Below are 24,357 nucleotides of genomic sequence, written 5' to 3'. Positions count from 1 at the left end.
GCCCGGGAGGTGGTGCTGAGCTACCGGTCCGACGTCACTTGACGTAGATCGAGCGGTAGTCGGGGGCGCCGCCGACCGAGATGTCGTTGGCGAAGCCGCCGATGTCGGTGCCGATCCCGGCGATGCCCTGGTAGAAGCCGGTGTTGATGACCGGCATGTACTTCTCCATCACCATGTTCTCGAGCTCACCCCACGCGTCGGCCTGCTCCTCGACGGGGAGGGTGCGGATCCGCTCCATCTCCTGGTCGACCTCGGGCTCGGAGAACTGGCCGGTGTTGTAGGCCGCGCCCGTCTCCACGATCGGGGGCAGGAACGTGGCGCCGGAGGGCCAGTCCTGGCACCAGGCCGTACCGAGCAGGTTGATCTGCTTGTACAGCTTGTTGTCCGGGTCGGTCCACACGTCGTAGAGGCTGCCGGCGCTGTAGGGGTACATCTTGACCTTGAAGCCGCTCTCCTCGTAGCCGCGCTTGCGCTGCTCGGCGCCGGCCTCGCCCTCGGGCGTGCTGGCGTCGTAGACGAAGGAGACCTCGTACTCGCCGGGCTCGTAGCCGGCCGCGGCCAGCAGCTCGATCGACTTCTTCGGGTCGTAGGTGATCGGGTTGCCCTCGGGGCCCTCCCACGCCACGCGGCCGGCCATGCCGGGCGGCAGCAGGCCGAAGCCGAGCGTCTCGTCGGTCTCACCGTTGGCACGGGTGACGCCGGGCTTCTCGCCGGCGGCGGCCCAGACGTTCTCGTAGTCGTAGGCGAAGGCCAGCGCCTGCCGGACCTCGAGCTCCTTGACCTTGGAGTAGTTGGGCATCACGAAGCTGGTGCACGGCTGCGGACCGACGTTGGTCTGGTCCTGCAGGCCGTCCTGGAGCGCCTTGTCGTAGTCGGTCGCCTGCAGGTTGGTCACGATCGTGGTGTTGCCCTGGTCGCTGAAGACGGTCTCAGCGGCCACCTGCGGCTGCACGTCGAACTGGAAGGTGTACTTGTCGACGAGCTGACGACGAGCCGGGTCGGTGTTGGGGTCCCACTGGTCGTTCTTGACCAGCACGAGCTCCTGGTTCGGGGTGAACGACTCGACCTTGTAGGGACCGGTGGACAGCGCGTTGAGCCGGTAGTCGTCGATCGTGGCGTCGAGCGGGACCGGGCCGGTGGCCGGGAAGATGCCGTAGTAGTCCATCTCCGGGAACGGCTGGCTGAACTTCAGGATGAGGTCGCTGCCCTCGGTGGTGATCGCCGGGAACTCCTCGCCGTCGACGTACGGGCCGTTGTACTCCTCACCGCCCTCGAAGTAGGGCTTGGAGTAGGCCGTGCCGGGGCCGGTGGCGAACGCGTCGGCGTCGAAGGAACGCTTGAGACCGAAGGCGACCTCCTCGGCGGTGACCGGGTCGCCGGTCTCCCACTTGACGTCGTCCTTGATGGTGAAGCGCCACTCGGTGTAGTCCTCGTTGGGCGTACCGAGGTCGGTGGCCAGGTCGGGGACCAGCTCGTAGGAGCCGTCCTCGGCCTGACGGAAGGTCGTCAGCGACCGCAGGACCAGGTCCTGGAGGATCGCATTGTCGGTGACCGACCACAGGCTGGCGGGATCGATGTTGTCGATGCCGTCGTCCGGGTCGGGAGCGAGAACGGTGATCTCGCCGCCGGTCTGCGCACCCTCGAGCTCGGGGGCGGGCCCCACGGCGTCGGCGACCTTGCCGCCGGAGCTGCTGGCGCCCTCGGTGAAGTTGCCGTCGCCGCCCTCGTCGTCGGAATTGTCTCCGCCGCCGCCACAGGCGGCGAGTGACAGCGTGAGCACGGCAGCGCTCACACCGGCGGTAAACGCCTTCGTGCGTCTCATGGTGTGTTGCCTTTCTTCTTCTTCGGTTGCGCGGACCGGCACGGGACCGTGCGGCCAACGAATGGGGGGTGCGTCAACGACGCGTCTTCGGGTCGAACGCGTCACGGATCGCGTCACCGAGCAGGTTGAGGGCGACGACCAGGACCGCGATCCCGACGACGGGCGCCAGCAGGAACTGGGGGTAGAGCTGCCACCAGCTCGCGGCCTGCTCGATGGTGCGGCCCCAGGACTCCCGGCCGATGATCCCGATGCCCAGGAACGACAGGCCGGCCTCGGCGGAGACGTAGGCCGGCAGCCCGAGCGAGAACGAGACGATGATGGGCGCGATCAGGTTGGGCAGCATCTCCCGCACCAGGATCCGGTGCGTGGGGACGCCGATCACGCGGGCGGCCTTGACGAACTCGCGCTCGCGCAGCGACAGCACCTCGCCGCGCACGAGCCGAGCCACCGTCATCCATCCGAAGAACGTCAGGATCGCCACCAGCGCCCAGAAGCTCACCGTGGCGAGCTTCTCCGGGTCGGTGCCGAACCGGTCGTTGAGGATCGGCGCCAGCGCCAGCGCACCCACGAGGAACGGGAAGGTGAGGAACAGGTTGGTGCCGAACGAGATGATCGTGTCGGCGACGCCGCCGATGAAGCCGGCCACGAGCCCGAGGACGACGCCGATGATCGTGGAGAGCACCGCGGCCATCGTGGCCAGGAACAGCGACGTCTGGCAGCCCTTGAGCCACACCGCCAGGTTGTCGGTGCCGGTGCCCGGTGCGACGCCGAACGGGTGGTCGGGGTCGAACCCGTTGTTGGGCGGGCCGTCGAGCGGCAGGCTCGTCCTGAGGTTGACGTAGTCGCTGGCGCGCACCGTGTCGGTCGTGACCCCGAGCAGGCTGCACAGCTGGTCGGCGAAGACCCCGATGATCGCGAACAGCACCACGATGACGAAGCACACGACCGCGATCGGGTCGCGCCGCAGCCGGTCGAGCGCGATGCGCGTGGGCGAACGGCCGGCGATGGCCTTGCGATCAGCGCTGGACGGCACCTCGGTCGGGGAGTCGTCCTTCGCCAGCAGGTCAGTCGCAGGCAGCGTCATCTAGACCCCTTCGCGTCGCGGCCCGGACCCGATGTCCGTGCCGCGGCATGACTCTAGGTCACCTCGCGAGCGATGCAGAGCACTAAGGAGTAACGATCCGGTCTCGGCGCCCGAGGCGCGACTACCGTCCGTCAGCAGCCGTCTTCGACGGGACGTCCTTCGCAGCTTCGGCGTCGACACCGGCTTCCTTGCGCTGTTGTGCCGTGATCGGCGCAGGCGCAGCCGTGAGCGGGTCGAACCCGCCACCCGACTTCGGGAAGGCGATGACGTCGCGGATCGAGTCGGTGCGAGCCAGCAGCGCGCAGATGCGGTCCATGCCCACCGCGATCCCGCCGTGGGGCGGAGCACCGTAGGCGAACGCGTCGAGCAGGAAGCCGAACTTCTCCTGCGCCTCGGCCTCCTCGATCCCCATCACCGCGAAGACCCGCTTCTGGATGTCACTGCGGTGGATCCGGATCGACCCGCCACCCAGCTCGTTGCCGTTGCAGACGATGTCGTAGGCGTAGGCGAGCGCCGGACCGGGGTCGGTGTCGAAGGTGTCGAGGAACTCGGCCTTGGGGCTGGTGAAGGCGTGGTGCACGGCCGTCCAGGCCCCGCCACCGACGGCGACGTCGCCGCTGGCGACCGCGTCGGAGCTCGGCTCGAACAGCGGGGCGTCCACGACCCAGGTGAAGGCGTAGACCGAGTCGTCGAGCAGGCCGGCGCGGCGGCCGATCTCCAGACGGGCGGCACCGAGCAGGGCACGACTCGACTTGGGAGCGCCGGCACCGAAGAAGACGCAGTCGCCGGGTGCGGCACCGACGTGGGCGGCGAGACCGGCCTTCTCCTCGTCGCTGAGGTTCTTGGCGACCGGTCCCCCGAGCTCGCCGTCCTCCTGGACGAGCACGTAGGCAAGGCCCTTGGCACCGCGCTGCTTGGCCCAGTCCTGCCACGCGTCGAGCTTCTTGCGGGGCTGGCTCGCTCCCCCGGGCATGACCACGGCACCGACGTACGGCGCCTGGAAGACGCGGAACGGGGTGTCCTTGAAGTAGTCGGTGCAGTCGACCAGCTCGAGACCCATGCGCAGGTCGGGCTTGTCGGAGCCGAACCGGGCCATCGCCTCGGCGTAGGTCATCCGCGGGATCGGGCGGGGGATCTCGTGCCCGACCAGCGCCCACATCGCGGCGAGCACCTCCTCCATCAGCTCGATGACGTCGTCCTGCTCGACGAAGCTCATCTCGATGTCGAGCTGGGTGAACTCGGGCTGCCGGTCGGCGCGGAAGTCCTCGTCGCGGTAGCAGCGGGCGATCTGGTAGTAACGCTCGAGGCCGCCGACCATGAGCAGCTGCTTGAACAGCTGCGGGCTCTGCGGGAGCGCGTACCAGCTGCCCGGGGCCAGGCGCGCCGGGACGAGGAAGTCGCGGGCTCCCTCGGGCGTGCTCCGGGTCAGCGTCGGCGTCTCGACCTCGACGAACGCGCGCGCGTCGAGCACGTCGCGGGCGGCCTTGTTGACCTTGCTGCGCAGGCGGATCGCGTCGCCGGGGCCGCTGCGGCGCAGGTCGAGGTAGCGGTGCTTGAGCCGGGCCTCCTCCCCCACGTCCACGTGGTCGCTGATCGGGAACGGCAGGGTCGCGGCGGCACTGAGCACCTCGACGTCGGTGGCGACGACCTCGATCGCGCCGGTGGCGAGGTGGGGGTTCTCGTTGCCCTCCTTGCGTGCGGTGACCTCGCCGGTGACCTTGAGGCAGTACTCGGCCCGCAGCTGGTGGGCGACCTCCTCGTCGCGGATGACGACCTGGACGACGCCGCTGGCCTCGCGCAGGTCGATGAAGGCGACACCGCCGTGGTCGCGGCGGTTGGCGACCCAGCCGGCGAGGGTGACGGTCTGGCCGACGTGCTCGGCACGCAGGGTGCCGGACTCGTGGGTGCGGATCATGGTGAGGGCTCCTTGGTCAGGACCTGGGGTCGCAGGTCCTCTACTGGTGGGGTCCAGGCCGCCGGATCGGCGCCGACCTGGTCGCCGGAACGGATGTCCTTGACCTGGTGGCTCCCGTCGTCCTGCACGAACCAGACGAACGGGATGCCGCGGCGCTCGGCGTACCTGATCTGCTTGCCGAACTTCTGGGCGGAGGCGGCCACCTCGCACGGCACGCCACGGGCGCGCAGCGAGGCGGCCACCAGATCGCTCTGCGGCCGCGACGGCTCGTCGGTCACCGCGACCAGCACGGCGCTGGGCACCGACCGGCTACCGGTGAGCACGCCGTCGGCGAGCAGCGGGATGATCGAGCGCGAGACACCGAAGGAGACACCGACACCGGGGTACGTCGTCCGCCCGTCGCTGGCGAGGGCGTCGTAGCGACCGCCGCCGCCGACCGACTTGAGCCGCTCGTAGCCGGCCATGAAGATCTCCACGACGGTGCCGGTGTAGTAGTCGAGGCCGCGCGCGATGCGCAGGTTGGCCTCGACGGTGACCCGCTCGGAGGCCCCGGCCGCACACCCCTCGACGACGGCCGCGAGCTCGGACAGGCCCTCGTCGAGCAGGTCGTCCTCGACGCCGAGGGCGCGGACCCTCTCGACGAAGCTGGTGTCGGGGACCCGGATCGTGGCCAGGGCGAGGCACTGCTCGGCCTGGTCGGGGGTGGCGCCGGCGTCGGAGACGAGGAGCTCGGCGACCTTCTCGGCCGGCAGCTTGTCGAGCTTGTCGATGGTGCGGATGGCTGCCTCGACGTCGGGCAGCCCGAGGCCGCGGTAGAAGCCCTGGATCAGCTTGCGGTTGTTGAACTGGAAGCTCAGCGGTGGCACCGGCAGCGCGTCGAGCGCCTCCACCATCACCCGCATCACCTCGACGTCGTGGTGGAAGGGCAGCACGTCGCGCCCGACGATGTCGACGTCGGCCTGGGTGAACTGGCGGTAGCGGCCCTCCTGGGGACGCTCCCCCCGCCACGCCGGCTGGACCTGGAAGCGCCGGAACGGGAACTCGAGGTGACCGGCGTGCTCGAGCACGTAGCGCGCGAACGGCACGGTCAGGTCGAAGTGGAGCCCGACCCCGGCGTCGCTGCCGCCCTGGTCCTTCTGCAGGCGCTCGAGGAGGTAGATCTCCTTGGACGTCTCGCCCTTGCCGAGCAGCACGTCGACCGGCTCGACGGCGCGCGTCTCGATGTTGGCGAAGCCGTGCAGCTCGAAGGTGCGCGACAGCGACGCGATCACCTCGCGCTCGACGACGCGGGCAGCGGGGAGCAGCTCGGGGAAACCGCTCAGTGCGGTGGTCTTGGTGGCCATGGTTCTAGAGACCTCGGGTGACTCGGCCGGCGTCGTCGGTCTCGACGAGGTCGCGCAGGAAGGGGTTGGTCGCACGCTCGCGACCGATGGACGTCTGCTCGCCGTGCCCGGGCAGGACCACGATGTCGTCGGGGAGCGGGAGCACCTTCTCGCGCAGGCTGCGCAGCATCGTGGGGTGGTCGCCGCCGGGGAGGTCGGTCCGGCCGATCGAGCCGGCGAAGAGCAGGTCGCCGGAGAAGAGCAGCTCGGAGACGTCGGCGGGACCGTCGGCGTCGGCGTACGGCGTGCGGAAGGTGACCGAGCCCTCCGTGTGGCCCGGGGTGTGGTCGACCACGAACGTGAGCCCGGCGAGCCCGAGGCGCTGCAGGTCGGTGAGCTCACGGACGTCGTCGGGCTCGGCGAACTCGTGCTTGCCGCCGAGCACCATGGCCGCGGTCTCGCGGGACATGCCCTGCATCGGGTCGGCGAGCAGGTGCCGGTCGCGCGGGTGGATCCAGGCGGTGGCGTCGTAGGTGCCGGCGACCGGGGCGACGCACCACATGTGGTCGACGTGACCGTGGGTGACGAGCACCGCGACCGGCTTCAGGCGGTGCTCGCGCACGACCTGGGCGACGCCCTCGGCGGCGTCCTTGCCGGGGTCGATCACCACGCACTCGGTGCCCGGACCGGTCGCTGCGACGTAGCAGTTGGTCCCCCACGGGCCTGCGGGGAAGGCGGCGATCAGCACCGCCTCAGGGTAGCGAGGACCGACCCGTCCGGTCGCCCCGGTATCGCGCCGGGCGGGCGCGGTGGGTGGCGGGCGCGGCCATCGAGTGGCCCGGGTCACGGTGCGGGGCGTCCGGGCGTCGCGGTCTGCCTTAGGGTGGGGCAGCGCCACGACCGGACGAAGAGGGAACGCAGTGACGAGCAGCGAATGGGGCCGCGTCGACGACGACGGCACCGTCTATGTCAAGACCGCCGACAGCGAACGGGCGGTGGGGTCCTACCCGGCCGGCACGCCCGAGGAGGCGCTGCAGTTCTTCACCGAGCGGTTCGACGCCCTGTCGTTCGAGGTCCAGCTGCTCGAGCAGCGGATCAACTCCGGCAAGCTATCCCCCGAGGAGGCCGCCGAGTCGATCAAGACGGTGCGTGCCCAGGTGACCGACGCCAACGCGGTGGGTGACCTCGGCTCCCTCGTGGGGCGGCTCGACGCGCTCGCGCCGGTGCTCGCCGTCCAGCGCGAGGCGCGGCGCGCCGAGAAGGCGGAGAAGGCCGCGGAGTCCAAGGCGGCCAAGGAGTCGATCGTCGCCGAGGCCGAGAAGATCGCCACCGGCACCGACTGGCGCAACGGCGCCAACCGGCTGCGCGAGCTGCTCGACCAGTGGAAGGTGCTCCCCCGCATCGACCGGGCGTCCGACGACGCGCTGTGGAAGCGGTTCTCGAGCGCCCGCACGGCGTACACGAAGGCCCGCAAGGTCCACTTCGCCGAGCAGGACGAGAAGCGCGAGGGCGCCCGGATCGTCAAGGAGCGCCTGTGCAAGGAGGCCGAGGCCCTCGCGACCTCGACCGACTGGGGTCCGACCGCCGGCCGCTACCGCGACCTGATGCGCGACTGGAAGGCCGCCGGCCCGGCCCCCAAGGACGTCGACGACGTGCTGTGGAAGCGGTTCCGCGGCGCTCAGGACCAGTTCTTCGGCGCCCGGGACGCCGCCAACGCGGCCCTGGACGCCGAGTTCGCCGCCAACGCGGAGGTCAAGGACGCGCTCATCGTCGAGGTCGAGGCGCTGCTGCCGATCCGCGACCTCGACGCCGCCAAGAAGACCTTCCGCGACCTCGCCGACAAGTGGGAGGCCGCCGGCAAGGTCCCGCGCGACCGGATGAAGGACCTCGAGGGCCGCATGCGCGCCGTCGAGAACGCCCTGCGCTCCGCCGAGGACGAGCAGTGGAAGCGCTCGGACCCGGAGAAGTCGGCCCGCGCCAACGACATGGTCACCAAGCTCGAGGACGCCATCGCCAAGGTGGAGTCCGACCTCGAGAAGGCCCGCGCCGCCGGCAACGAGAAGAAGGTCCGCGAGCTCGAGGAGAACCTCGAGTCGCGGCGGTCGTTCCTCGACATGGCGCGCCGGGCCTCGGCTGACTTCGGCGGATAGGGCTCCATCGGGTTGGCGTTCGGGGATGGTTCGGGTGGCCGCGCGCGTAGCCGATCGGGCCTCACCGTCAAGGACGCTCGCTGCGCTCGCGCAGCGGGCGCCGAAGGCGATCCTTGAGGCCGAGACGCGGCCTGCTACGCGCGCGGCCGCCCGGCCCGGAGGCGCGGGACGGTCAGCAAGGAGATGGTCTCGAGACGGTTGCTAGCGCAACCTCCTCGACCAGCGTGAGTCGCGCGATCCCCCTCGACCTGCGTGGCTCGCGCAACCTCCTCGACCAGCGTGGGTCGCGCAACCTCCTCGACCGGCGGGCGTCGCCGTCAGGCCGTGATGCGGTAGGCGTCGAAGACGCCGGGGACGCTGCGGACCGCCTTGAGCACGGTGTCGAGGTGCTTGGCCTCGGCCATCTCGAAGGTGAAGCGCGACTTGGCGACGCGGTCGCGGGTGGTGGAGAGGTTGGCGGAGAGGATGTTCACGTGGGCGTCGGAGAGCACCATGGTGATGTCGGAGAGCAGGCGGGCGCGGTCGAGGGCCTCGACCTGGATGTTGACCAGGAACGTCGACTGGGCGGTCGGGGCCCACTCGACCTCGAAGACCTTCTCGGGCTGACGCTGCAGCTCGGCGGTGTTGGTGCAGTCCTTGCGGTGCACCGAGACGCCGCCGCCCTTGGTCACGAACCCAAGGATGTCGTCGGGTGGGACCGGCGTGCAGCACTTGGCGAGCTTGACCCACACGTCGGGTGAGCCCTTGACGATGACGCCGGCGTCGGTGCCGCTGCCGACGCGGGACCGGCCGCGGCGGCCGGTGATGGTGACGGCCTCGGCGAGGTCCTCCTGGACGCCCTCGTCGCCGCCGTTCATCTCGATCACGCGGCGGACGACGGCCTGGGCGGAGAGGTTGTTCTCCCCCACCGCGGCGTACAGCGCGGTCACGTCGGCGAGCTTGAAGTGGTCGGCGACCTGGGTGAACGACTCGTGGGTCAGGAGCCGCTTGATCGGCAGCCCCTCCTTGCGCATGAGCTTGGCGATCTGGTCCTTGCCGCGGTCGACGGCCTCCTCACGGCGCTCCTTGGTGAACCAGTGCCGGATCTTGGACCGCGCCCGCGGCGACTTCACGAACGTCAGCCAGTCGCGCGAGGGGCCGGCGTTGGCCGACTTGGAGGTGAAGACCTCCACGACGTCGCCGTTGTCGAGCGTCGACTCCAGCGGCACCAACCGGCCGTTGACCCGGGCGCCGATCGTGTGGTGGCCGACCTCGGTGTGCACGGCGTAGGCGAAGTCGACGGGCGTCGAGCCGGACGGCAGTGCGATCACGTCGCCGCGCGGGGTGAACACGTAGGTCTCGGCGCGGTTGATCTCGAAGCGCAGCGACTCGAGGAACTCCCCCGGGTCGTCGACCTCGGACTGCCAGTCGAGCAGCTGGCGCACCCACGACATGTCGTCGACGTCGCCGAGCCGCTCGGTGTCGCGTCCCTCGCGCCCGTCCTCCTTGTACTTCCAGTGCGCGGCGACGCCGTACTCGGCGCGGCGGTGCATGCCAAAGGTGCGGATCTGCATCTCGACCGGCTTGCCCTGCGGACCGATCACGGTGGTGTGCAGCGACTGGTACATGTTGAACTTCGGCATCGCGACGTAGTCCTTGAACCGGCCGAGCACCGGGTTCCAGCGCGAGTGCAGCACGCCGAGGACGGAGTAGCACTCGCGGTCCTCGTCGACCAGGATGCGGATGCCGACCAGGTCGTAGATGTCGGAGAACTCGCGGCCGCCGACGATCATCTTCTGGTAGATCGAGTAGTAGTGCTTGGGCCGGCCGGTGACGGTCGCCTTCACCTTGGCCTCGCGCAGGTCCTTCTCGACCTGGCTGATCACCTCGGCGAGGAAGCTGTCGCGCGAGGGCGCGCGCTCGGCGACCATCCGCACGATCTCGTCGTAGATCTTGGGGTGCAGGGTCGCGAACGCGAGGTCCTCCAGCTCCCACTTGATGGTGTTCATGCCGAGGCGGTGGGCCAGCGGCGCGTAGATGTCGAGGGTCTCGCGGGCGGTGCGCTCCTGGCTCTTGAGCGGCACGTAGCGCAGCGTGCGCATGTTGTGGAGCCGGTCGGCGAGCTTGATCACCAGTACCCGGATGTCGCGCGACATCGCGACGATCATCTTGCGGATGGTCTCGGCCTGCGCGGAGTCGCCGTAGACGACCTTGTCGAGCTTGGTGACGCCGTCGACCATCTGGGCGACCTCGTCGCCGAAGTCCTGGCGGCACTGCTCGAGCGTGTACGGCGTGTCCTCGACGGTGTCGTGGAGGAGCGCGGCCACCAGCGTCGGCTCGGTCATCCCGATCCCGGCCAGGATGGTGGTCACCGCGAGCGGGTGGGTGATGTAGGGGTCGCCGCTCTTGCGCATCTGCGTGCCGTGCATCTTCTCGGCGGTGGTGTAGGCCCGCTCGAGCAGCGCCAGGTCGGCCTTGGGGTGGTTGGTCCGCACGGCGCGGAACAGCGGGTCGAGCACCGGGTTGGCCGCGGCGCTGCGGGTGCCGATGCGCGCGAGCTTGGCGCGCATGCCCCGACCGGGCGGCCCGGACGCCGTGGCCGGGTCGCTCGCGCTGTCGTGGCGCGGGTTGCGGGGGGACGACGGCGTACGGCCGCCGGTGGCCGGGACCGTGCGCTCCTCCGTCATCCGACCAGCCTACGGGCTGCTCAGACCACGGAGAGGGCGGTCACCGGAAGTGCCCCCACCGCGTCGCGGCCGGGGAGGAACGAGAGCTCCATCACGACGGCGACGCCGACGATCTCACCGCCGGCGGCGGCCACCAGGTCGCGGGTGGCAGCGACCGTCCCGCCGGTGGCGAGGACGTCGTCGACCAGCAGCACCCGTTCACCCGGGGCGATGGCGTCGCGGTGCAGCTCGAGGGTGGCCTCGCCGTACTCGAGGGCGTAGGAGACGGCGTAGGTCTCGCGGGGCAGCTTGCCGGCCTTGCGGACCGGGACGAACCCGACGCCGAGCGCCAGCGCGACCGGCGCGCCGAAGATGAAGCCCCGCGCCTCCATGCCGACCACCTTGTCGACCGCCACCTCGCCGTCGGGCCCACGGCCGGCCGCCGCCAGGGCGTCGACGACGGCGCGGAAGCCGTCGGGGTCGGCGAGCAGGGGCGTGATGTCCTTGAAGACGATGCCCGGCTGGGGGTAGTCGGGTACGTCGGGCACGAGCCGCGCCAGGGCGTCGGCCGCCGTCACCGAGGACGCCACCGACTACTTCCCGCGCTTGGACTTCGGCTGCCGGGTCGGCTGGGTGCGCCCCGAGCTCCCGCTCTGTCCCATGGGCCCGCGGGGCGGCGGCGCCGTACGGCCCAGGCCGGCCGCGGTGGAGCCGGTCCCCGGTCGCGTCTTGGTCAGGGTGGGCCGGGTGGTCTCGAGGTCGTCGTCGGCCTCCTCGTCGAACCCGTCCTCGAGCTCGACGTCGTCGGGCTCGCTGCCGACCGGCAGGTCGTCGGCGAACGCCGGCACCGCGGCGTAGCGGTCGGCCTCGGCGCGCTTGCGCGCCTTGGCCCGCCGCTCGGCGAGGACGACCTCGTTCTCGTTGGACTTCAGGTGCACCAGCACGCGGGGCGCCAGGACGACCGAGGAGTAGACACCGGCGGCCATGCCGACGAACTGCGCGAGCGCGAGGTCCTGCAGCGAGCTGGCGCCGAGCTGGGTGGCGCTCACGGCCAGGATCGCGCCGATCGGGATGAGCGCCACGATGCCGGTGTTGATGGAGCGGACCAGCGTCTGGTTGACGGCGAGGTTGGCCGCCTCGGCGTAGGTCTGCCGGTTGGCCTTCATGTCCCGGGTGTTCTCGCGGACCTTGTCGAAGACCACGACCGTGTCGTACAGCGAGAAGCCGAGGATGGCCAGCACACCCGTGACCGCGGCCGGCGTCACCTGGAACCCGACCAGGGCGTAGACGCCCATTGTGATCACGACGTCGTGGATCAGGGCCACGAGCGCGGCGACCGACATCTTCCACTCGCGGAAGTAGGCCGCGATGAAGATGAGCACCAGCACCAGGAACACGATCACGCCGATGACGGCGCGGGTCGCGACCTCCTGGCCCCAGCTCGCGCCGATCTCGCTGATCGTGATCTCGCGCTCGTCGACGCCGGCCTCCTCGGCGAGCAGCCCGCCGATCTGGTCGGTCTCGGCCTGGCTGATGTCCTCGACCTGGATCAGGACCGACTGGCCACCGGTGGTCACGATCGGCGACTCGGCGCCCTCGATGCCGGTGCCGGAGACGATCTCGCCGTACTGGTCGACGAGGTCCTGGCTGGTCGTCTCGACCGGCACGCGGTACTCGGTGCCGCCGGTGAACTCGATGCCGAAGTTGAGCCCGCGGATGAACAGCGCGGTGAACGCGAGGAGCACGACGATGCCCGTGATGGCGTACCAGCGAGGACGCTTGTGGACGAAGTCGAGCGACTTGCGTCCGGTGTAGAGGTCGTTGCCGAGCCGTGATGCCTTGCCCATCAGGCGTTTCCTCCTGCGGTTGCGGCGGTCTTGGTGCGGGGCCCGCGGGGAGCGGGGGCGGGACCGTCGATGCCGAGGGTCTCGGGGCTGAGGCCGGAGAGCCGGTGGCCGCTGTTGAAGAAGCGGAACCGGGCCAGCCAGGAGACCATCGGCTTGGTGAACCAGAACAGGATCGCCAGGTCGACGATCGTGGTGAGGCCGAGGGCGAACCCGAAGCCCTTCACCGCGCCGGTGGCGAAGATGTAGAGCACGGCCGCGGACAGCAGCGAGACCACCTGGGCGGCCAGCCGGGTCACCTTGGCCCGCTTCCAGCCGGTCTCGACGGCGACCCGCATCGACTTGCCCTCGCGCATCTCGTCGCGGATGCGCTCGAAGAAGATGATGAAGGAGTCGGCGGTGACACCGACGGCGATGATCAGGCCCGCGATGCCGGGCAGGGTGAGCACGAAGCCGGCGGTCTCGCTGAGCAGCAGCACCAGGGCGTAGGTGACCGCGGCCGCTGCGAGCAGCGAGGCGACCACGACCGTGCCGAGCCCGCGGTAGTACAGCAGGCAGTAGATCAGGACCAGACCGAGGCCGAACGCACCGGCGATCATGCCGGCGCGGAGCTGGTCGCCCGCGAGCGAGGGGCCGATGGTCTCGGTGCTGGGCTCGAAGGAGATCGGCAGCGAGCCGTACTTCAGGCTGGTGGCCAGGCCCCGTGCCTCGGTCTCGCTGAAGCTGCCGTCGATCTGGGCGTCGCCGTTGGAGATCACCGCGCTGAAGTAGGGCGCCGACAGCACGACGCCGTCTAGGACGATCGCGAAGAACTCGGTGGGCGTGCCGGCAGGAGGCGTCTGCATCGCGCTGGACGCCTCGGCGAACACGTCCTCGCCCTTGCCGCCGATGTCCAGGTTGACGGAGTACTGCAGCTGACCCTGCTGGATGCCGTAGTCGGCGTCCTTGAGGTCGGTGCCCTGGACGACGGCGGGTGACAGCAGGTACTTGGCGGCCGGCTGCTCCGGGGTGTCGCCGACGGCCTCGGTGGCCGGGCCGCACGCGACGAGGGGCTCGAGCGGGTTGTCGACCGGCGCAGCGGGGAGAGCCGGGTCGGCCTCGGGGGCCTTGACGACCGAGCCGTCGTCGTTGCACACGTAGGCGTTGAAGAGGTCGACGTCGGCCTGGGTGTAGGCGCCGTCCTTGAACTGCAGCGCCTCGTCGAGCGGGGCGACGGCGTTCTCGTCGAACGTCTCGGTGGGCTCGCCGGGGGCCGTGGGCGTCGCGCCCTCGCTCGGGGCCGGGGACGCCGGGTCGCTCGCCGGCGGCGTGCTGCCCGGCTCGGACGGCTCGGTGGCGGGCGGGGTGCTCGGACCGTCGGTGCCGGAGCGCGCGAAGCCGGGGGCGACGCGGTTGGCGCCGGCCGGGCTCTCGGTCGCCGGGGCCTCGGGAGCGTCGGTCGCGGGGACGTCCGTCGAGCCCGCGGGGGGCGTGCCGGTCGCCGGGTCGGGGGGCACCACGGGCGTGGTGGGCTCGGTCGTCGGCGGGGTCTGCGGCGCGGCGCCCGTGGGCGGCGCGCACTGGTCCTGGCAGGCGACCAGGCGGAACCGCAGCTGCGCCTGGCGCTGGACGGTCTCGACCAGCTCGCGCTTCTGCTCGCCGGGGATCTCCACGACGATGTTGTCGCCCTGGGTGATCACCTCGGACTCGGTGACGCCGGAGCCGTTGACGCGCCGGTCGATGATCGTGCGCGCCTCCTCGAGGTTGTCGGCGCTCGGGTCGCCATCCGAGATCAGGGTGATCCGGGTGCCGCCCTGGAGGTCGAGGCCGAGCTCGGGCTTCCAGGAGCCGGCCAGGGCCACCAGCCCGTAGAGGATCGCCGTCCCCAGGAGGAACACCACCAGGGTGCGTCCCGGTCGGGCCTGCTTCTTCGCCACGTTCAGTTCTCCTCGGGCTCGGGCTTGGACAGCGTCTGCGCCGTCGAGGCCCCGTTGTCGGTGATCACGGTCTGGTCGGAGCCGGGCTCCGCGGTGGGGGCGAGGCCGCCCACGGCCCCCAGCGCGACGGTGACCGTCGTGCCCGGGGCGATCTCGACGTCGACCCGGTCGTCGTGCACCGCGCGCACCGTACCGAAGAAGCCGGAGGTCAGGACGACCTGGTCACCGACGGTGAGCGCGGCCTGCATCGCGCGTCGTTCGCGCTCGCGCCGCGCGCCCGGACGGACCACGAGCAACCAGAAGACGAGCAGCATGCCCACGAGGAGCAGCGGCGGGACGAGCCCTTGCACGGAGGGACCTCTCAGAACTGTCGAGCGGGAGCACGGGCCGCTGGAGCGCGGACCGGCCGACGGGAGAGTCTAGCCGCGAGGTCGCTGCCCCGGACCAATCCCCGCCAGCCTCCCAACGGTTCACGGGTCGAAGAGAGTTCCCGGGTCGGGTGTCGATCTCGGCGCAGCGAGGCCGAGGTGGTCCCACGCCGCGGGTGTCGCGATCCGGCCGCGCGGCGTGCGTGCCAGGAAACCGAGCCGCACCAGGAACGGCTCGGCCACCTCCTCGACGGTCTCCCGCTCCTCGCCGACGGCGACCGCGAGCGTCGAGACGCCGACCGGTCCCCCGGCGAACCGGCGGCAGAGGACGTCGATGACGGCGCGGTCGAGCCGGTCGAGCCCCAGTCGGTCGACCTCGTAGAGGTCGAGCGTGGCGTGGGCGACGTCGAGGGTGACGACGCCGTCGGCCCGCACCTGGGCGTAGTCGCGGACCCGGCGGAGCAGCCGGTTGGCGATGCGGGGCGTGCCGCGCGACCGGGACGCGATCTCGGCGGCGCCGTCGGCGGTGAGGGCCACGCCGAGCAGGCCGGCCGAGCGGTGGACGATCAGGTCGAGCTCGGCGGGGTCGTAGAACTCCAGGTGGCCGGTGAACCCGAACCGGTCGCGCAGCGGCCCGGGCAGGAGGCCGGCGCGGGTCGTGGCGCCGACCAGCGTGAACGGCGGGATCTCCAGCGGGATCGCGGTGGCCCCGGGACCCTTGCCGATGATCACGTCGACGCGGAAGTCCTCCATCGCCAGGTAGAGCATCTCCTCGGCCGGGCGCGACATTCGGTGGATCTCGTCGATGAAGAGGACGTCGCCCTCGTTGAGGCCCGAGAGGATGGCCGCGAGGTCGCCGGCGTGGGTGATCGCGGGGCCGCTGGTCAGGCGCAGGGGGGCCGACATCTCGGCGGCGATGATCATCGCCAGGGTCGTCTTGCCGAGGCCGGGCGGACCCGACAGCAGCACGTGGTCGGGGGCGCGGCCGCGCCCGCGCGCGGCCTCGAGCACCAGCCCGAGCTGCTCGCGGACCCGGACCTGGCCGACCACCTCGTCGAGGGTGCGCGGGCGGAGGGCGGCCTCGATCGTCCGCTCGTCGCCCTCGGCCTCGGCGGCCGTGAGCGAGCGGAGGTGCTGCTCCTCGGCGGTCTCCAGGTCGTCCTCGTGCACGGCGACGAGCCTGTCAGGCCTTGCTCAGGGCCCGCAGGGCGGCCCGGAGCAGCGCACCCACGTCGGGCTCGTCGCCGGCCTGGTCGGCCACGGCGTCGATGGCCTTCTCGGCGTCCCTGGTCGACCAGCCCAGCCCCACCAGGGCCTGGTGGACCTGGTCGCGCCAGGCGTCGATCGCGGGCGCGGCGGCCGCAGCGCCGGAGCGGGCGCCGGTGGGCGCCCCGATGCGGTCCTTGAGCTCGAGGATGATCCGCTGCGCGCCCTTCTGGCCGATGCCGGGGACGCGGGTCAGGGTCTTGACGTCCTCGGCCGCGATGGCGCGCCGCAGGTCGTCGGGCGCGAGGACCGCGGTGATGGCCTGGGCGACCTTGGGACCGACCCCCGAGGCGGTCTGCACCAGCTCGAACATCGACTTCTCGTCGTCGTCGACGAAGCCGAACAGGGTCATCGAGTCCTCGCGCACGACCATGCTCGTCGGCAGCGTCGCCGGCTGCCCGGCGCGCAGGGTGGCCAGCGTGCCCGGGCTGCACATCAGCTCGAGCCCGACCCCCCCGACGTCGAGCACCGCGCTGTGGAGCGTGACGGTGGCGACCTGTCCGCGGACGTAGGCGATCACGGCTTCCTCCTCGTGCCGCCGGCTGCGGCGAGCGCGGCGTCGATGCGCGCCTGCGCTCCCCCGCGCCAGATGTGGGTGATGGCCAGCGCCAGGGCGTCGGCGGCGTCGGCCGGCTTGGGGGCGACCTCGAGGCGCAGGATCCGGGTGACCATGGCGCCGACCTGCGCCTTGTCGGCACGACCGTTGCCGGACACCGCGGCCTTGACCTCGCTCGGCGTGTGCAGGGCGACCGGGATGCCCCGGCGGGCGGCGCACACCATCGCGATGCCGCTGGCCTGGGCGGTGCCCATCACGGTGCTGACGTCGGACCGGGCGAAGACCCGCTCCACGGCCACGGCGTCGGGCCGGTGCTCGTCGAGCCAGGCGTCGATGCCGCGCTCGATGGTGACCAGGCGCTCGGGCACCGGCAGGCCGGACGACGTCCGGATCACGTTGACGTCGACGAGCCGCAGCGGCCGCCCGACGTCGCCGTCGACGACACCCATGCCCATCCGGGTCAGGCCAGGGTCGATCCCCAGTACGCGCACGTCTTCCGAACCACCTTCCGTCGAACATCCGTTCGACGGACACGCTAGCCGCGGACCGGCGCGACCGCCGTGCGCGACACGCCGGTCGCGGCTCGGGGCTACGCGTCCGCGCCCTCGAGCTCGGCCATGACCTCGTCGGATACGTCGAGGTTGGCGTAGATGTTCTGGACGTCGTCGAGGTCCTCGAGGACGTCGATGAGGTGGAAGGCCTTCGCTGCGCCCTCGGAGTCGAGCGCGATCTTGGTGTCGGGCACGAACGACGCCTCGGCGGAGTCGTAGTCGATGCCGGCGGCCTGCAGGGCCGTGCGGACGCCGACCAGGTCGGTGGCCTCGCTGATGACCTCGAGGTTGTCGCCGAGGTCGTTGACCTCGTCGGCACCGGCCTCGAGCGTGGCCTCGAGGACGTCGTCCTCGGAGACCGAGCGGCCCTCCTGCGACACCGGCACCAGCACGACGCCCTTGCGGTTGAACAGGAACGAGACCGAGCCGGGGTCGGCCAGCGAGCCGCCGTTGCGCGACATGGCGGTGCGGACCTCCATGGCGGCGCGGTTCTTGTTGTCGGTCAGGCACTCGATCAGGAGCGCGACGCCGGCCGGGCCGTAGCCCTCGTACATGATCGTCTGGTAGTCGGCTCCCCCGGTCTCGGCACCGGAGCCGCGCTTGACCGCGCGCTCGATGTTGTCCTTGGTGACCGAGGACTTCTTGGCCTTCTGGATGGCGTCGAAGAGCGTGGGGTTGCCGGTCGGGTCGCCCCCGCCCATCCGGGCCGCGACCTCGATGTTCTTGATCAGCTTGGTGGTCATCTTGCTGCGCTTGGAGTCGAGTGCAGCCTTCTTGTGCTTCGTGGTCGCCCACTTGGAGTGGCCGGACATGCGCTACCTCTTCCAGATCTGGTCAGACGTGGTCCACGAACATGCCGTGGACCCGGGGGTCGTCGCCCACCTCGGGGTGGAAGGACGTCGCCAGGAGCGCGCCCTGGCGCACCATGACGATCCTATCCAGCGGTTGCCCGGTCGGCCCGAGGACCTCGACCCGGGCGAGCACCTCGACGTCGGGCCCGGTCGCCTCGACCCAGGGCGCGCGGATGAAGACGCCGTGCACCGGCGCCTCGAGCCCGGCCACGCTCACCGGGCCCTCGAACGAGTCGACCTGGCGACCGAAGGCGTTGCGGCGGACGGTCACGTCGAGGCCGCCGACCGTCTCCTGGTCGGCCGTGCCGTCGAGGATCCGGTCGGCGAGCAGGATCATCCCGGCACACGTGCCGAGGACCGGCAGCCCGTCCGCGACGCGACGCCGCAGCGGGTCGAGCAGGTCGAAGGTGCGCGCCAGCTTGGCCATCGTCGTGGACTCGCCGCCCGGCAGCACGAGCCCGTCGACCTCGTCGAGCTCGGCCGGACGGCGTACGGCGAGGGCGTGGACGCCCAGCGCGGTGAGCGCCTGCAGGTGCTCCCGGACGTCGCCCTGCAGGGCGAGGACGCCGATGCGGGGGCCGGACACGCGCTCACCCTAGTGGGCCCTCGCCGGCCTGGCGTCGCGCACCGATGGCTTACCCTCCCCCGGTGAGAGCAGCCGCGCGCCTGGTCCCCGTCGTCGCCGTCGTCGCCGTCCTCGCCGTCCTCGGCGTGCTGGCCTACCTGTTCGTCCCCGGCCTGCGAGGGGACGACCGCGTCGACGTGCCCGAGGACCGCCCCGAGAAGTGGTCGGCCAAGGTGCTGCCGCTCGTCGAGGTCGTCGAGGACGAGCGCGACCTGACCTTCAAGTACCCGGTGCACGTGGACTTCCTGTCGCCGGCCGAGTTCGAGAAGTCCGCCACCGACGACGACCTCACCGACGAGGACCGCGAGGAGATCGAGAAGTCGACCGGCTTCCTGCGCGCGCTGGGCCTGATCGGGCCGGACGTCGACCTCTACGCCGAGTCGCAGAAGCTCACCGGCGTCGGCTCGATCGGTTCCTACTCCTTCGAGGACCGCCGGATCCGCGTCCGCGGCACCAGGCTCACGCCCCGGGTGCGGGCGACGCTCGTCCACGAGCTGACCCACGCGCTGCAGGACCAGCACTTCGACATCGTCGACCGCTTCGAGGAGCTCCGGGACGCCGAGGACGGCTCGTCCGGTGTCTACCGCGCCCTCGTCGAGGGCGACGCCGACCGGGTCGAGCAGGCCTACGTCGCGGAGCTCACCGCCAAGGACCGGGAGACGCTGACGGCACAGGAGCGCGAGGACGGCCGCGACTTCCGCAGGCGCTCGAAGGGCATCCCGCCGGTGCTCGTCACGCTGTTCGGCGCCCCGTACACGCTCGGCGGGTCGATGCTCGCGCTGGCGACCGCCCTCGACGGTGACGACGCGGTCGACCGCCTCTTCGAAGACCCGCCGACCACCGAGGAGCACCTGCTCGACCCCTGGACCCTGCTCGAGGACGACGGTGACGCCGGCACGGCGGTCGAGGTCGACGCCCCGGAGCCGGGCGACGGCGAGGAGGAGCTCGACTCCGGCACCTTCGGCGCGTTCGGCTGGTACGTCGTGCTGGCCCAGCGGGTCGACCTGAAGGTCGCGCTGCGCGCCACCGACGGTTGGGGTGGCGACGCCTACTCGACGTTCGAGCGCGACGGCCAGGCCTGCGTGCGCGTGGCCTACCGCGGCGACACGCGCCGCGACGTGGACGAGATGGCCGCCGCGCTGGAGACCTGGATCGACGGCAGCCCCGGCTCCGCCCTGCTCCAGCGCACCGGTGGCGGCCTGACGTTCGCCTCCTGCGAGTCCGCCGACGCGCCGCCCACGGAGTCCGACGACGCCGTCCTGGGCCTGCCGGCCATCCGGACCGGCATCGCGGCACAGGTGCTCGAGAGCGGTGCCCCCGCGACGTTCAGCCGGTGCCTCGGTCAGGCCGCGATCGAGGAGTTCACCGTCGAGGAGCTCGGGTCCGAGGGCGAGGACCTGACCGCGAGGGCGGAGTCGCTCGCCCAGGGCTGCCTGGGTTGAGCCTCGGGCGAGGCACCGCCGAGGCCGCGCGCTGAGGCGATCAGGCGGGGCCTTCGCAGCTCATGTCGATGAGCGCGATGCCGTAGGTGCTGATCTCGTAGGCGGCGGTCGACGTCCAGGCCAACCCGCTCACCCGGGCGGTGACGGTCACGACGTACTGGCGGCTGCCGAAGAACGACCCGGGCGCCTGTTGCGGGGTGACGCTGATCGTGCGCGAGGTACCGGTGCCCTGGGGGGTGAGGGCGGTGCCGTTGCTCAGCGACGCCTCGTAGGTGACCGTCCTGCTCGGCACCGTGACCGTGGGGAACGTGAGCGTCAGCCTCGAGCCGTTGTCGGCGCAGGCAAGCGTGGGGTTGGCGATGTCGAAGGCCGTGAACGTGGCCGTGCTGGCCCGCGGACTGTCCGTGAACGCGGCCAGGGTCCCGTTGGCGCCGGTGACGGCCACCACCGCCGTCGCGCCGACCGCCAGGGCGGTGGCCGACCGGCCGACCCACGTACGTCGGCCGGCCGCGGCCAGGTGCCGGCCGCCGTCGGGTCGGGTGGCGGGCTCGGCCTCCGGGTCGCCCGCCCCACCGGAGGAGTCCTGGTCGTCGTCGGGCTCGCCGTCGTGGTCGCGGGAGGAACCGAGGATGAGCAGCATCAGGCTCAGGCAGGCGAAGGCGACCATGCCCGGCGGGGTGAGCAGGTGGGCGACCACGTAGCCGCCGTACGGCACGGAGAGGACGACGCGCTCGGCGCTGGTGACGACGTAGAGCTCGCTGTCCTCGCTGGCGTTGGCGTCGCCCTTGAGCACCAGGGTCGCCTCGTCGCCGCGGAGGGTGGAGGAGACGACACGGTGGGTGATCCGGTCGCCGTTGGCGGCGACCACGCTGACGACGTCGCCGGCCTCGATCTCCTCGGCGTCGACGGTCTGCGAGAACGCGAGCCCGCCCGTCGGGACCTCGGGCGCCATCGAGCCCGACCGGAAGACCAGGAAGCTGAAGCCGAAGAAGGCGACGGCGACCGCGGTGGCCACGGCGAGCAGGCCGAGGGCCGCGCCGAGCCAGAGCATCAGCTCACGCAGTCGTGAGCCCCAGGACGTCTGCATGACTCAGGTCACGCACCGACCTGCTTGGAGTCGAAGAGGAACGACGCGCTCCCCGTCTTCCCCTGCAGGCCGTTGGGCGCGGAGCTGTTGAGGCGGGCGACGACGCAGACCGTGTCGGACGCGCCGACGGGGAGCGGGCGGTTGGTCGCGTAGGACCGCGGGGACCCGTTCAGCACGACGGTGTTGGCGTCGGTCGCAGCCGTGCCGCCGCAGGTGCCGGCGCGGGTGCCGTTGGTGGTGGTGTTGGCCGCGGCAGCGCCGAAGGTCAGGGAGTACTGCAGGCCGTTCGCCACGGCGAGGTCGCCCGTACCGGTGCCGGTGAGGTTGTAGGTCAGCGGGATGGAGCCCTGGTTCTTCACCGGGAACGACGCCGCGACGCTCTCACCGGGCACCATGTTGTCCAGGGTAAGCGAGGCGATCGTGGTCGTGCCGCCGTTGTTGGGCTGGTCGGCCAGCTGGCCGTTGACCGTGATGTCCAGCGAGCCCGCGGTGAAGGTGCCGGTCTGCGCGGTGGCCGAGTCGGTCCAGAAGGCGAAGGTGCCCTGCACGCTGAAGCCCAGCGAGACGACGGCCACGGCACCGAGCGAGATGATCGCGCGGGTGCGGCCGGAGCGGCGACGACGCGGGGTCTGGCTGCGGTGGGTGCTCATGAGGTTCTCCTGGGGCTGGTGGCCGTGGGGGGCCAGGTCGAGCTGATGAGTAGAACGCTACGAGCGCCCGATCAAGAGCCCGGCCGGGAGCCGTCAAGATTGGCTCAAGGCCTCCGCGTCGTCCCTTGAGGTACGCCGGCGGACCACCAGGAACGCCCCGGAACCGAGCATCACCAGTGCCAGCGGGGGCAGCCAGGGGGCGATGTCGGCACCGGTGGCCGGCAGCACGCCGTCGAGGCCGCCGGCGATCGGACCGCCGTCGGAGCTGCCGCCGGCGTCACCGCCGCCGTTGCCCCAGTCCTCGTCCCAACCGTCGGCCCCGCTGTCGGCGCCGCCGTTGCCGCCGCCATTGCCGCCGTTGTCGCCGCCACCACCGGAGATGGCGCGGGCGTCGCGGAGCGTGACGGTGAAGGCGAGGTCGGCGGCGCGCACCATGGTCTCGTTGGGCGCGTCGGCAGCGAGCGTGACCCGGACGTCGACCGGGACCGGCTCGCCGGGGTCGATCTCCTCGGAGTCGACCAGCTCGTGGGCGCCCGCGTCCGCGGCCGTGGTCCACTCCTCGTCGCCGACGCGGGCCGAGACCGCGAGATGGCCGCTCGCGCGCAGGCCCTCGGCGTCGGCCTGGTCGACGGCGACGGTCAGGTCGCCGAGCTCGGCGGCGTCGTTGCGCACGAAGAACCGTGCGGTGCGCTCGTCACCGGGGACCCAGCTGGCCGTCGGGTCGAAGAGGGGGGTCTCCAGCGTGTCGTCCCAGTGCGCGCCGTCGTGGCTCAGCACCAGCTCACCCTCGGCGTGGGCCGGGGCGGCGGTCGCGAGCGTCGCGGTCGCGGTCAGGGCCAGCGACAGGGCCAGCGACAGGGCCAGCGCCGGGGCGCGGCGGCGGCGCATCAGGAGCTCCGGCGGGCGCGTTCGCGGGCGGCGCCGGCGAACATCGCGCCGGCGTAGAGGACCAGGGCGCCGGCGGCCGCGTAGACGAGGAGCTGGCGGTCGGTGCCGTTGAGGAGGGTGTTGACGCGGCCGAGGTGCGGCACGGAGTACCAGCGCTCGCCGCGGATCTGCTCGGGGCGGACCCAGGCCTCGTCGACGACGCTGTTGGCGTCGCCCTGGGTCTGGAAGGTGGTCTCGCCGCGCAGGTCGGTCTGGACGTCGACGACGCGGTGGGTGACCACGGTGGGCTTGCCCGAGTGGAGCTGGAACGTGATCACGTCACCGATCTCGACGTCGGCGGCCTCGGTCGGGCGGACCACGACCAGGGTGCCCGGCGGCATGCCGGGGGCCATCGAGCCGGTGAGGATGGTGTACGGCGTGGCCCCGCCGACCCGCGGCGCGGCGACGGCGATCGCGAGCACGCCGAGGCAGCCCAGGATGACCATCCAGGCCAGGATCCGGCCGACCCACCGCACCGGACCGTCACCGGTGCCGGCGTCGACGTGGACGTCGGTCTCGGGTGCGGCGCGGTGGGTGGGGGGCGCGGTCAGCGTCGACATGGGATCAGGCCTCTGGACTCAGGTGGTGGGGGGCAGCTGGTCGGGTGGTGGTGGTCAGAGACCCTTGTTGTCCTGGACGAGCTTGACGGTGAGGTCGTTGAGCTTGAACAGCACGTTCTGGGTGTCGTTGAGGTTCTTCGCCGCGGCGGAGTCGAAGGGGAAGCTGACCTGGATCTTCGCGGTCAGGGTCTTCCCACCGTCGGCCTCGGTGATCTTCTGCGTCGCACCCAGCGCGGTGGCGTCCAGGGAGTACGTCGCCGCGACCGGCAGACTGGTCGTCGTCGGCGCCGCAGCACCGGTCTTCGGGGTGGCGGTGAAACCGACCGTCGCCGGCACGGTCGGGGTGGCCGAGAGGTTGTCACCCTTGGCACCGACCACGAACGTGCACGACTTGGTGATCACGTCACCGGGAACGATCGAGGTCACCGCAGCACCGACCTTGGGACCGTTGGTGTGCTTCCAGGTCGGGTCGCACGCCTCGGTGTTCGGAGCCACGACCAGCGGGTCGATGGTCAGGTTGCCCGAGTTCACGCTGCCGCCGTTGACGACGGCGTCGTCGCTCCAGTAGGCCAGCGAGCCGACGCCGCCCATCAGGAGAACGGCAGCAGCAGAGGCGCCCAGGGCGCCCTTCGTGGTCTTGTTCATGACGATCCTTCGATGTGGGGTGGAACCGCCCGAACCAGATCCAGACGGTGACGACTTGCTGATGACCCCTATTCAGCCCCACCCAGGTCAAGCACCCCACAAGCCAGCCCACGCACTACCTCAAGGTCACC

The 24,357-nt window shown here is 71.4% G+C and carries 22 protein-coding genes; 2 read left to right on the top strand and 20 right to left on the bottom strand.

The annotated features are described in order from the left end of the window. Positions 1 to 34 precede the first annotated feature (34 nt). From AC4MBH_RS21870 to AC4MBH_RS21850, 5 genes are all read right to left on the bottom strand, one after another. Positions 35 to 1,822 carry an ABC transporter substrate-binding protein gene (locus AC4MBH_RS21870; RefSeq protein ID WP_491797523.1) on the bottom strand — a complete coding sequence of 596 codons (1,788 nt, stop codon included), beginning with the start codon at positions 1,820 to 1,822 and terminating at the stop codon, positions 35 to 37. Positions 1,823 to 1,895: 73 nt separating this feature from the next. Then, positions 1,896 to 2,906 (bottom strand): ABC transporter permease, encoded by a 1,011-nt coding sequence (locus tag AC4MBH_RS21865; RefSeq protein ID WP_491797522.1) that lies wholly within the window; start codon positions 2,904 to 2,906, stop codon positions 1,896 to 1,898. A 121-nt stretch (positions 2,907 to 3,027) separates the two neighbouring features. Next, entirely contained in the window at positions 3,028 to 4,821 is a 1,794-nt protein-coding gene (gene aspS / locus AC4MBH_RS21860; RefSeq protein WP_491797521.1) for an aspartate--tRNA ligase, read from the bottom strand. After that, positions 4,818 to 6,164, bottom strand: a complete 1,347-nt coding sequence (gene hisS / locus AC4MBH_RS21855; protein WP_491797520.1) for a histidine--tRNA ligase — start codon at positions 6,162 to 6,164, stop codon at positions 4,818 to 4,820. Before hisS ends, aspS begins: the two co-directional genes overlap by 4 nt. Positions 6,165 to 6,168: 4 nt before the next feature. After that, positions 6,169 to 6,891 (bottom strand): MBL fold metallo-hydrolase, encoded by a 723-nt coding sequence (locus AC4MBH_RS21850; protein ID WP_491797519.1) that lies wholly within the window; start codon positions 6,889 to 6,891, stop codon positions 6,169 to 6,171. Positions 6,892 to 7,063: 172 nt separating this feature from the next. Here AC4MBH_RS21850 and AC4MBH_RS21845 point away from each other — a divergent pair, with 172 nt between their 5' ends. Further along, on the top strand, positions 7,064 to 8,293 hold the full coding sequence (locus AC4MBH_RS21845) for a DUF349 domain-containing protein (protein WP_491797518.1): 1,230 nt from the start codon (positions 7,064 to 7,066) through the stop codon (positions 8,291 to 8,293). 317 nt (positions 8,294 to 8,610) lie between these two features. On the opposite strand, the gene AC4MBH_RS21840 is transcribed toward AC4MBH_RS21845, so the two are convergent. From AC4MBH_RS21840 to pdxT, 10 genes are all read right to left on the bottom strand, one after another. Then, positions 8,611 to 10,842 carry a RelA/SpoT family protein gene (locus tag AC4MBH_RS21840; protein WP_491797614.1) on the bottom strand — a complete coding sequence of 744 codons (2,232 nt, stop codon included), beginning with the start codon at positions 10,840 to 10,842 and terminating at the stop codon, positions 8,611 to 8,613. Positions 10,843 to 10,979: 137 nt separating this feature from the next. Further along, positions 10,980 to 11,528: an adenine phosphoribosyltransferase gene (locus tag AC4MBH_RS21835; protein WP_491797517.1), complete on the bottom strand. Its 549-nt coding sequence runs from the start codon at positions 11,526 to 11,528 to the stop codon at positions 10,980 to 10,982. Positions 11,529 to 11,531: 3 nt separating this feature from the next. Next, complete coding sequence (gene secF, locus AC4MBH_RS21830; RefSeq protein WP_491797516.1) at positions 11,532 to 12,785, bottom strand: protein translocase subunit SecF; 1,254 nt, start codon at positions 12,783 to 12,785, stop codon at positions 11,532 to 11,534. Beyond that, positions 12,785 to 14,698, bottom strand: coding sequence for a protein translocase subunit SecD (secD, locus tag AC4MBH_RS21825; protein ID WP_491797515.1), 1,914 nt, complete (start codon positions 14,696 to 14,698; stop codon positions 12,785 to 12,787). Before secD ends, secF begins: the two co-directional genes overlap by 1 nt. Positions 14,699 to 14,700: 2 nt before the next feature. Next, positions 14,701 to 15,048 carry a preprotein translocase subunit YajC gene (gene yajC, locus AC4MBH_RS21820; RefSeq protein WP_491797514.1) on the bottom strand — a complete coding sequence of 116 codons (348 nt, stop codon included), beginning with the start codon at positions 15,046 to 15,048 and terminating at the stop codon, positions 14,701 to 14,703. 120 nt (positions 15,049 to 15,168) lie between these two features. After that, positions 15,169 to 16,236 carry a Holliday junction branch migration DNA helicase RuvB gene (gene ruvB / locus AC4MBH_RS21815; protein WP_491797513.1) on the bottom strand — a complete coding sequence of 356 codons (1,068 nt, stop codon included), beginning with the start codon at positions 16,234 to 16,236 and terminating at the stop codon, positions 15,169 to 15,171. 13 nt (positions 16,237 to 16,249) lie between these two features. Continuing rightward, the gene (ruvA, locus tag AC4MBH_RS21810) at positions 16,250 to 16,852 is read right to left on the bottom strand and encodes a Holliday junction branch migration protein RuvA (protein ID WP_491797512.1); all 603 of its coding nucleotides are present in this window, start codon (positions 16,850 to 16,852) and stop codon (positions 16,250 to 16,252) included. Next, positions 16,849 to 17,379 carry a crossover junction endodeoxyribonuclease RuvC gene (gene ruvC, locus AC4MBH_RS21805; protein WP_491797511.1) on the bottom strand — a complete coding sequence of 177 codons (531 nt, stop codon included), beginning with the start codon at positions 17,377 to 17,379 and terminating at the stop codon, positions 16,849 to 16,851. Before ruvC ends, ruvA begins: the two co-directional genes overlap by 4 nt. 98 nt (positions 17,380 to 17,477) lie before the next feature. Beyond that, positions 17,478 to 18,251 (bottom strand): YebC/PmpR family DNA-binding transcriptional regulator, encoded by a 774-nt coding sequence (locus AC4MBH_RS21800; RefSeq protein WP_491797510.1) that lies wholly within the window; start codon positions 18,249 to 18,251, stop codon positions 17,478 to 17,480. A 22-nt stretch (positions 18,252 to 18,273) separates the two neighbouring features. Beyond that, positions 18,274 to 18,876, bottom strand: a complete 603-nt coding sequence (pdxT, locus tag AC4MBH_RS21795; protein ID WP_491797509.1) for a pyridoxal 5'-phosphate synthase glutaminase subunit PdxT — start codon at positions 18,874 to 18,876, stop codon at positions 18,274 to 18,276. A 62-nt stretch (positions 18,877 to 18,938) separates the two neighbouring features. On the opposite strand from pdxT, the gene AC4MBH_RS21790 reads away from it, so the two are divergent. After that, on the top strand, positions 18,939 to 20,357 hold the full coding sequence (locus AC4MBH_RS21790) for a hypothetical protein (RefSeq protein ID WP_491797508.1): 1,419 nt from the start codon (positions 18,939 to 18,941) through the stop codon (positions 20,355 to 20,357). A gap of 40 nt (positions 20,358 to 20,397) precedes the next feature. On the opposite strand, the gene AC4MBH_RS21785 is transcribed toward AC4MBH_RS21790, so the two are convergent. The 5 genes from AC4MBH_RS21785 to AC4MBH_RS21765 all read right to left on the bottom strand — a co-directional run bounded on the left by AC4MBH_RS21785 (position 20,398) and on the right by AC4MBH_RS21765 (position 24,226). Then, positions 20,398 to 21,444, bottom strand: a complete 1,047-nt coding sequence (locus tag AC4MBH_RS21785) for a signal peptidase I (RefSeq protein WP_491797507.1) — start codon at positions 21,442 to 21,444, stop codon at positions 20,398 to 20,400. 8 nt (positions 21,445 to 21,452) lie between these two features. Further along, positions 21,453 to 22,094: a TasA family protein gene (locus AC4MBH_RS21780; protein WP_491797506.1), complete on the bottom strand. Its 642-nt coding sequence runs from the start codon at positions 22,092 to 22,094 to the stop codon at positions 21,453 to 21,455. A gap of 93 nt (positions 22,095 to 22,187) precedes the next feature. Continuing rightward, on the bottom strand, positions 22,188 to 22,982 hold the full coding sequence (locus tag AC4MBH_RS21775; protein ID WP_491797505.1) for an LPXTG cell wall anchor domain-containing protein: 795 nt from the start codon (positions 22,980 to 22,982) through the stop codon (positions 22,188 to 22,190). Then, entirely contained in the window at positions 22,982 to 23,581 is a 600-nt protein-coding gene (locus AC4MBH_RS21770; RefSeq protein ID WP_491797504.1) for a signal peptidase I, read from the bottom strand. The genes AC4MBH_RS21775 and AC4MBH_RS21770 overlap by 1 nt, the downstream gene beginning before the upstream one ends. Before the next feature lie 54 nt (positions 23,582 to 23,635). Beyond that, entirely contained in the window at positions 23,636 to 24,226 is a 591-nt protein-coding gene (locus AC4MBH_RS21765; protein ID WP_491797067.1) for an alternate-type signal peptide domain-containing protein, read from the bottom strand. Positions 24,227 to 24,357: the final 131 nt, after the last annotated feature.

The sequence above is a fragment of the Nocardioides sp. WJ219 genome (assembly GCF_058559815.1).
The sequence above is the reverse complement of the archived record's forward strand: the minus strand, read 5'-3'. Positions and strand labels throughout refer to the sequence as shown.

Coding starts and splice junctions, on each gene's coding strand:
- AC4MBH_RS21870 (WP_491797523.1), bottom strand. CDS start 1,822: ATGAGACGCACGAAGGCGTTTACCGCCGGTGTGAGCGCTGCCGTGCTC.
- AC4MBH_RS21865 (WP_491797522.1), bottom strand. CDS start 2,906: ATGACGCTGCCTGCGACTGACCTGCTGGCGAAGGACGACTCCCCGACC.
- aspS (WP_491797521.1), bottom strand. CDS start 4,821: ATGATCCGCACCCACGAGTCCGGCACCCTGCGTGCCGAGCACGTCGGC.
- hisS (WP_491797520.1), bottom strand. CDS start 6,164: ATGGCCACCAAGACCACCGCACTGAGCGGTTTCCCCGAGCTGCTCCCC.
- AC4MBH_RS21840 (WP_491797614.1), bottom strand. CDS start 10,842: ATGCGCGCCAAGCTCGCGCGCATCGGCACCCGCAGCGCCGCGGCCAAC.
- secF (WP_491797516.1), bottom strand. CDS start 12,785: ATGGGCAAGGCATCACGGCTCGGCAACGACCTCTACACCGGACGCAAG.
- AC4MBH_RS21800 (WP_491797510.1), bottom strand. CDS start 18,251: ATGTCCGGCCACTCCAAGTGGGCGACCACGAAGCACAAGAAGGCTGCA.
- AC4MBH_RS21785 (WP_491797507.1), bottom strand. CDS start 21,444: ATGCAGACGTCCTGGGGCTCACGACTGCGTGAGCTGATGCTCTGGCTC.
- AC4MBH_RS21780 (WP_491797506.1), bottom strand. CDS start 22,094: ATGAGCACCCACCGCAGCCAGACCCCGCGTCGTCGCCGCTCCGGCCGC.
- AC4MBH_RS21775 (WP_491797505.1), bottom strand. CDS start 22,982: ATGCGCCGCCGCCGCGCCCCGGCGCTGGCCCTGTCGCTGGCCCTGTCG.
- AC4MBH_RS21770 (WP_491797504.1), bottom strand. CDS start 23,581: ATGTCGACGCTGACCGCGCCCCCCACCCACCGCGCCGCACCCGAGACC.
- AC4MBH_RS21765 (WP_491797067.1), bottom strand. CDS start 24,226: ATGAACAAGACCACGAAGGGCGCCCTGGGCGCCTCTGCTGCTGCCGTT.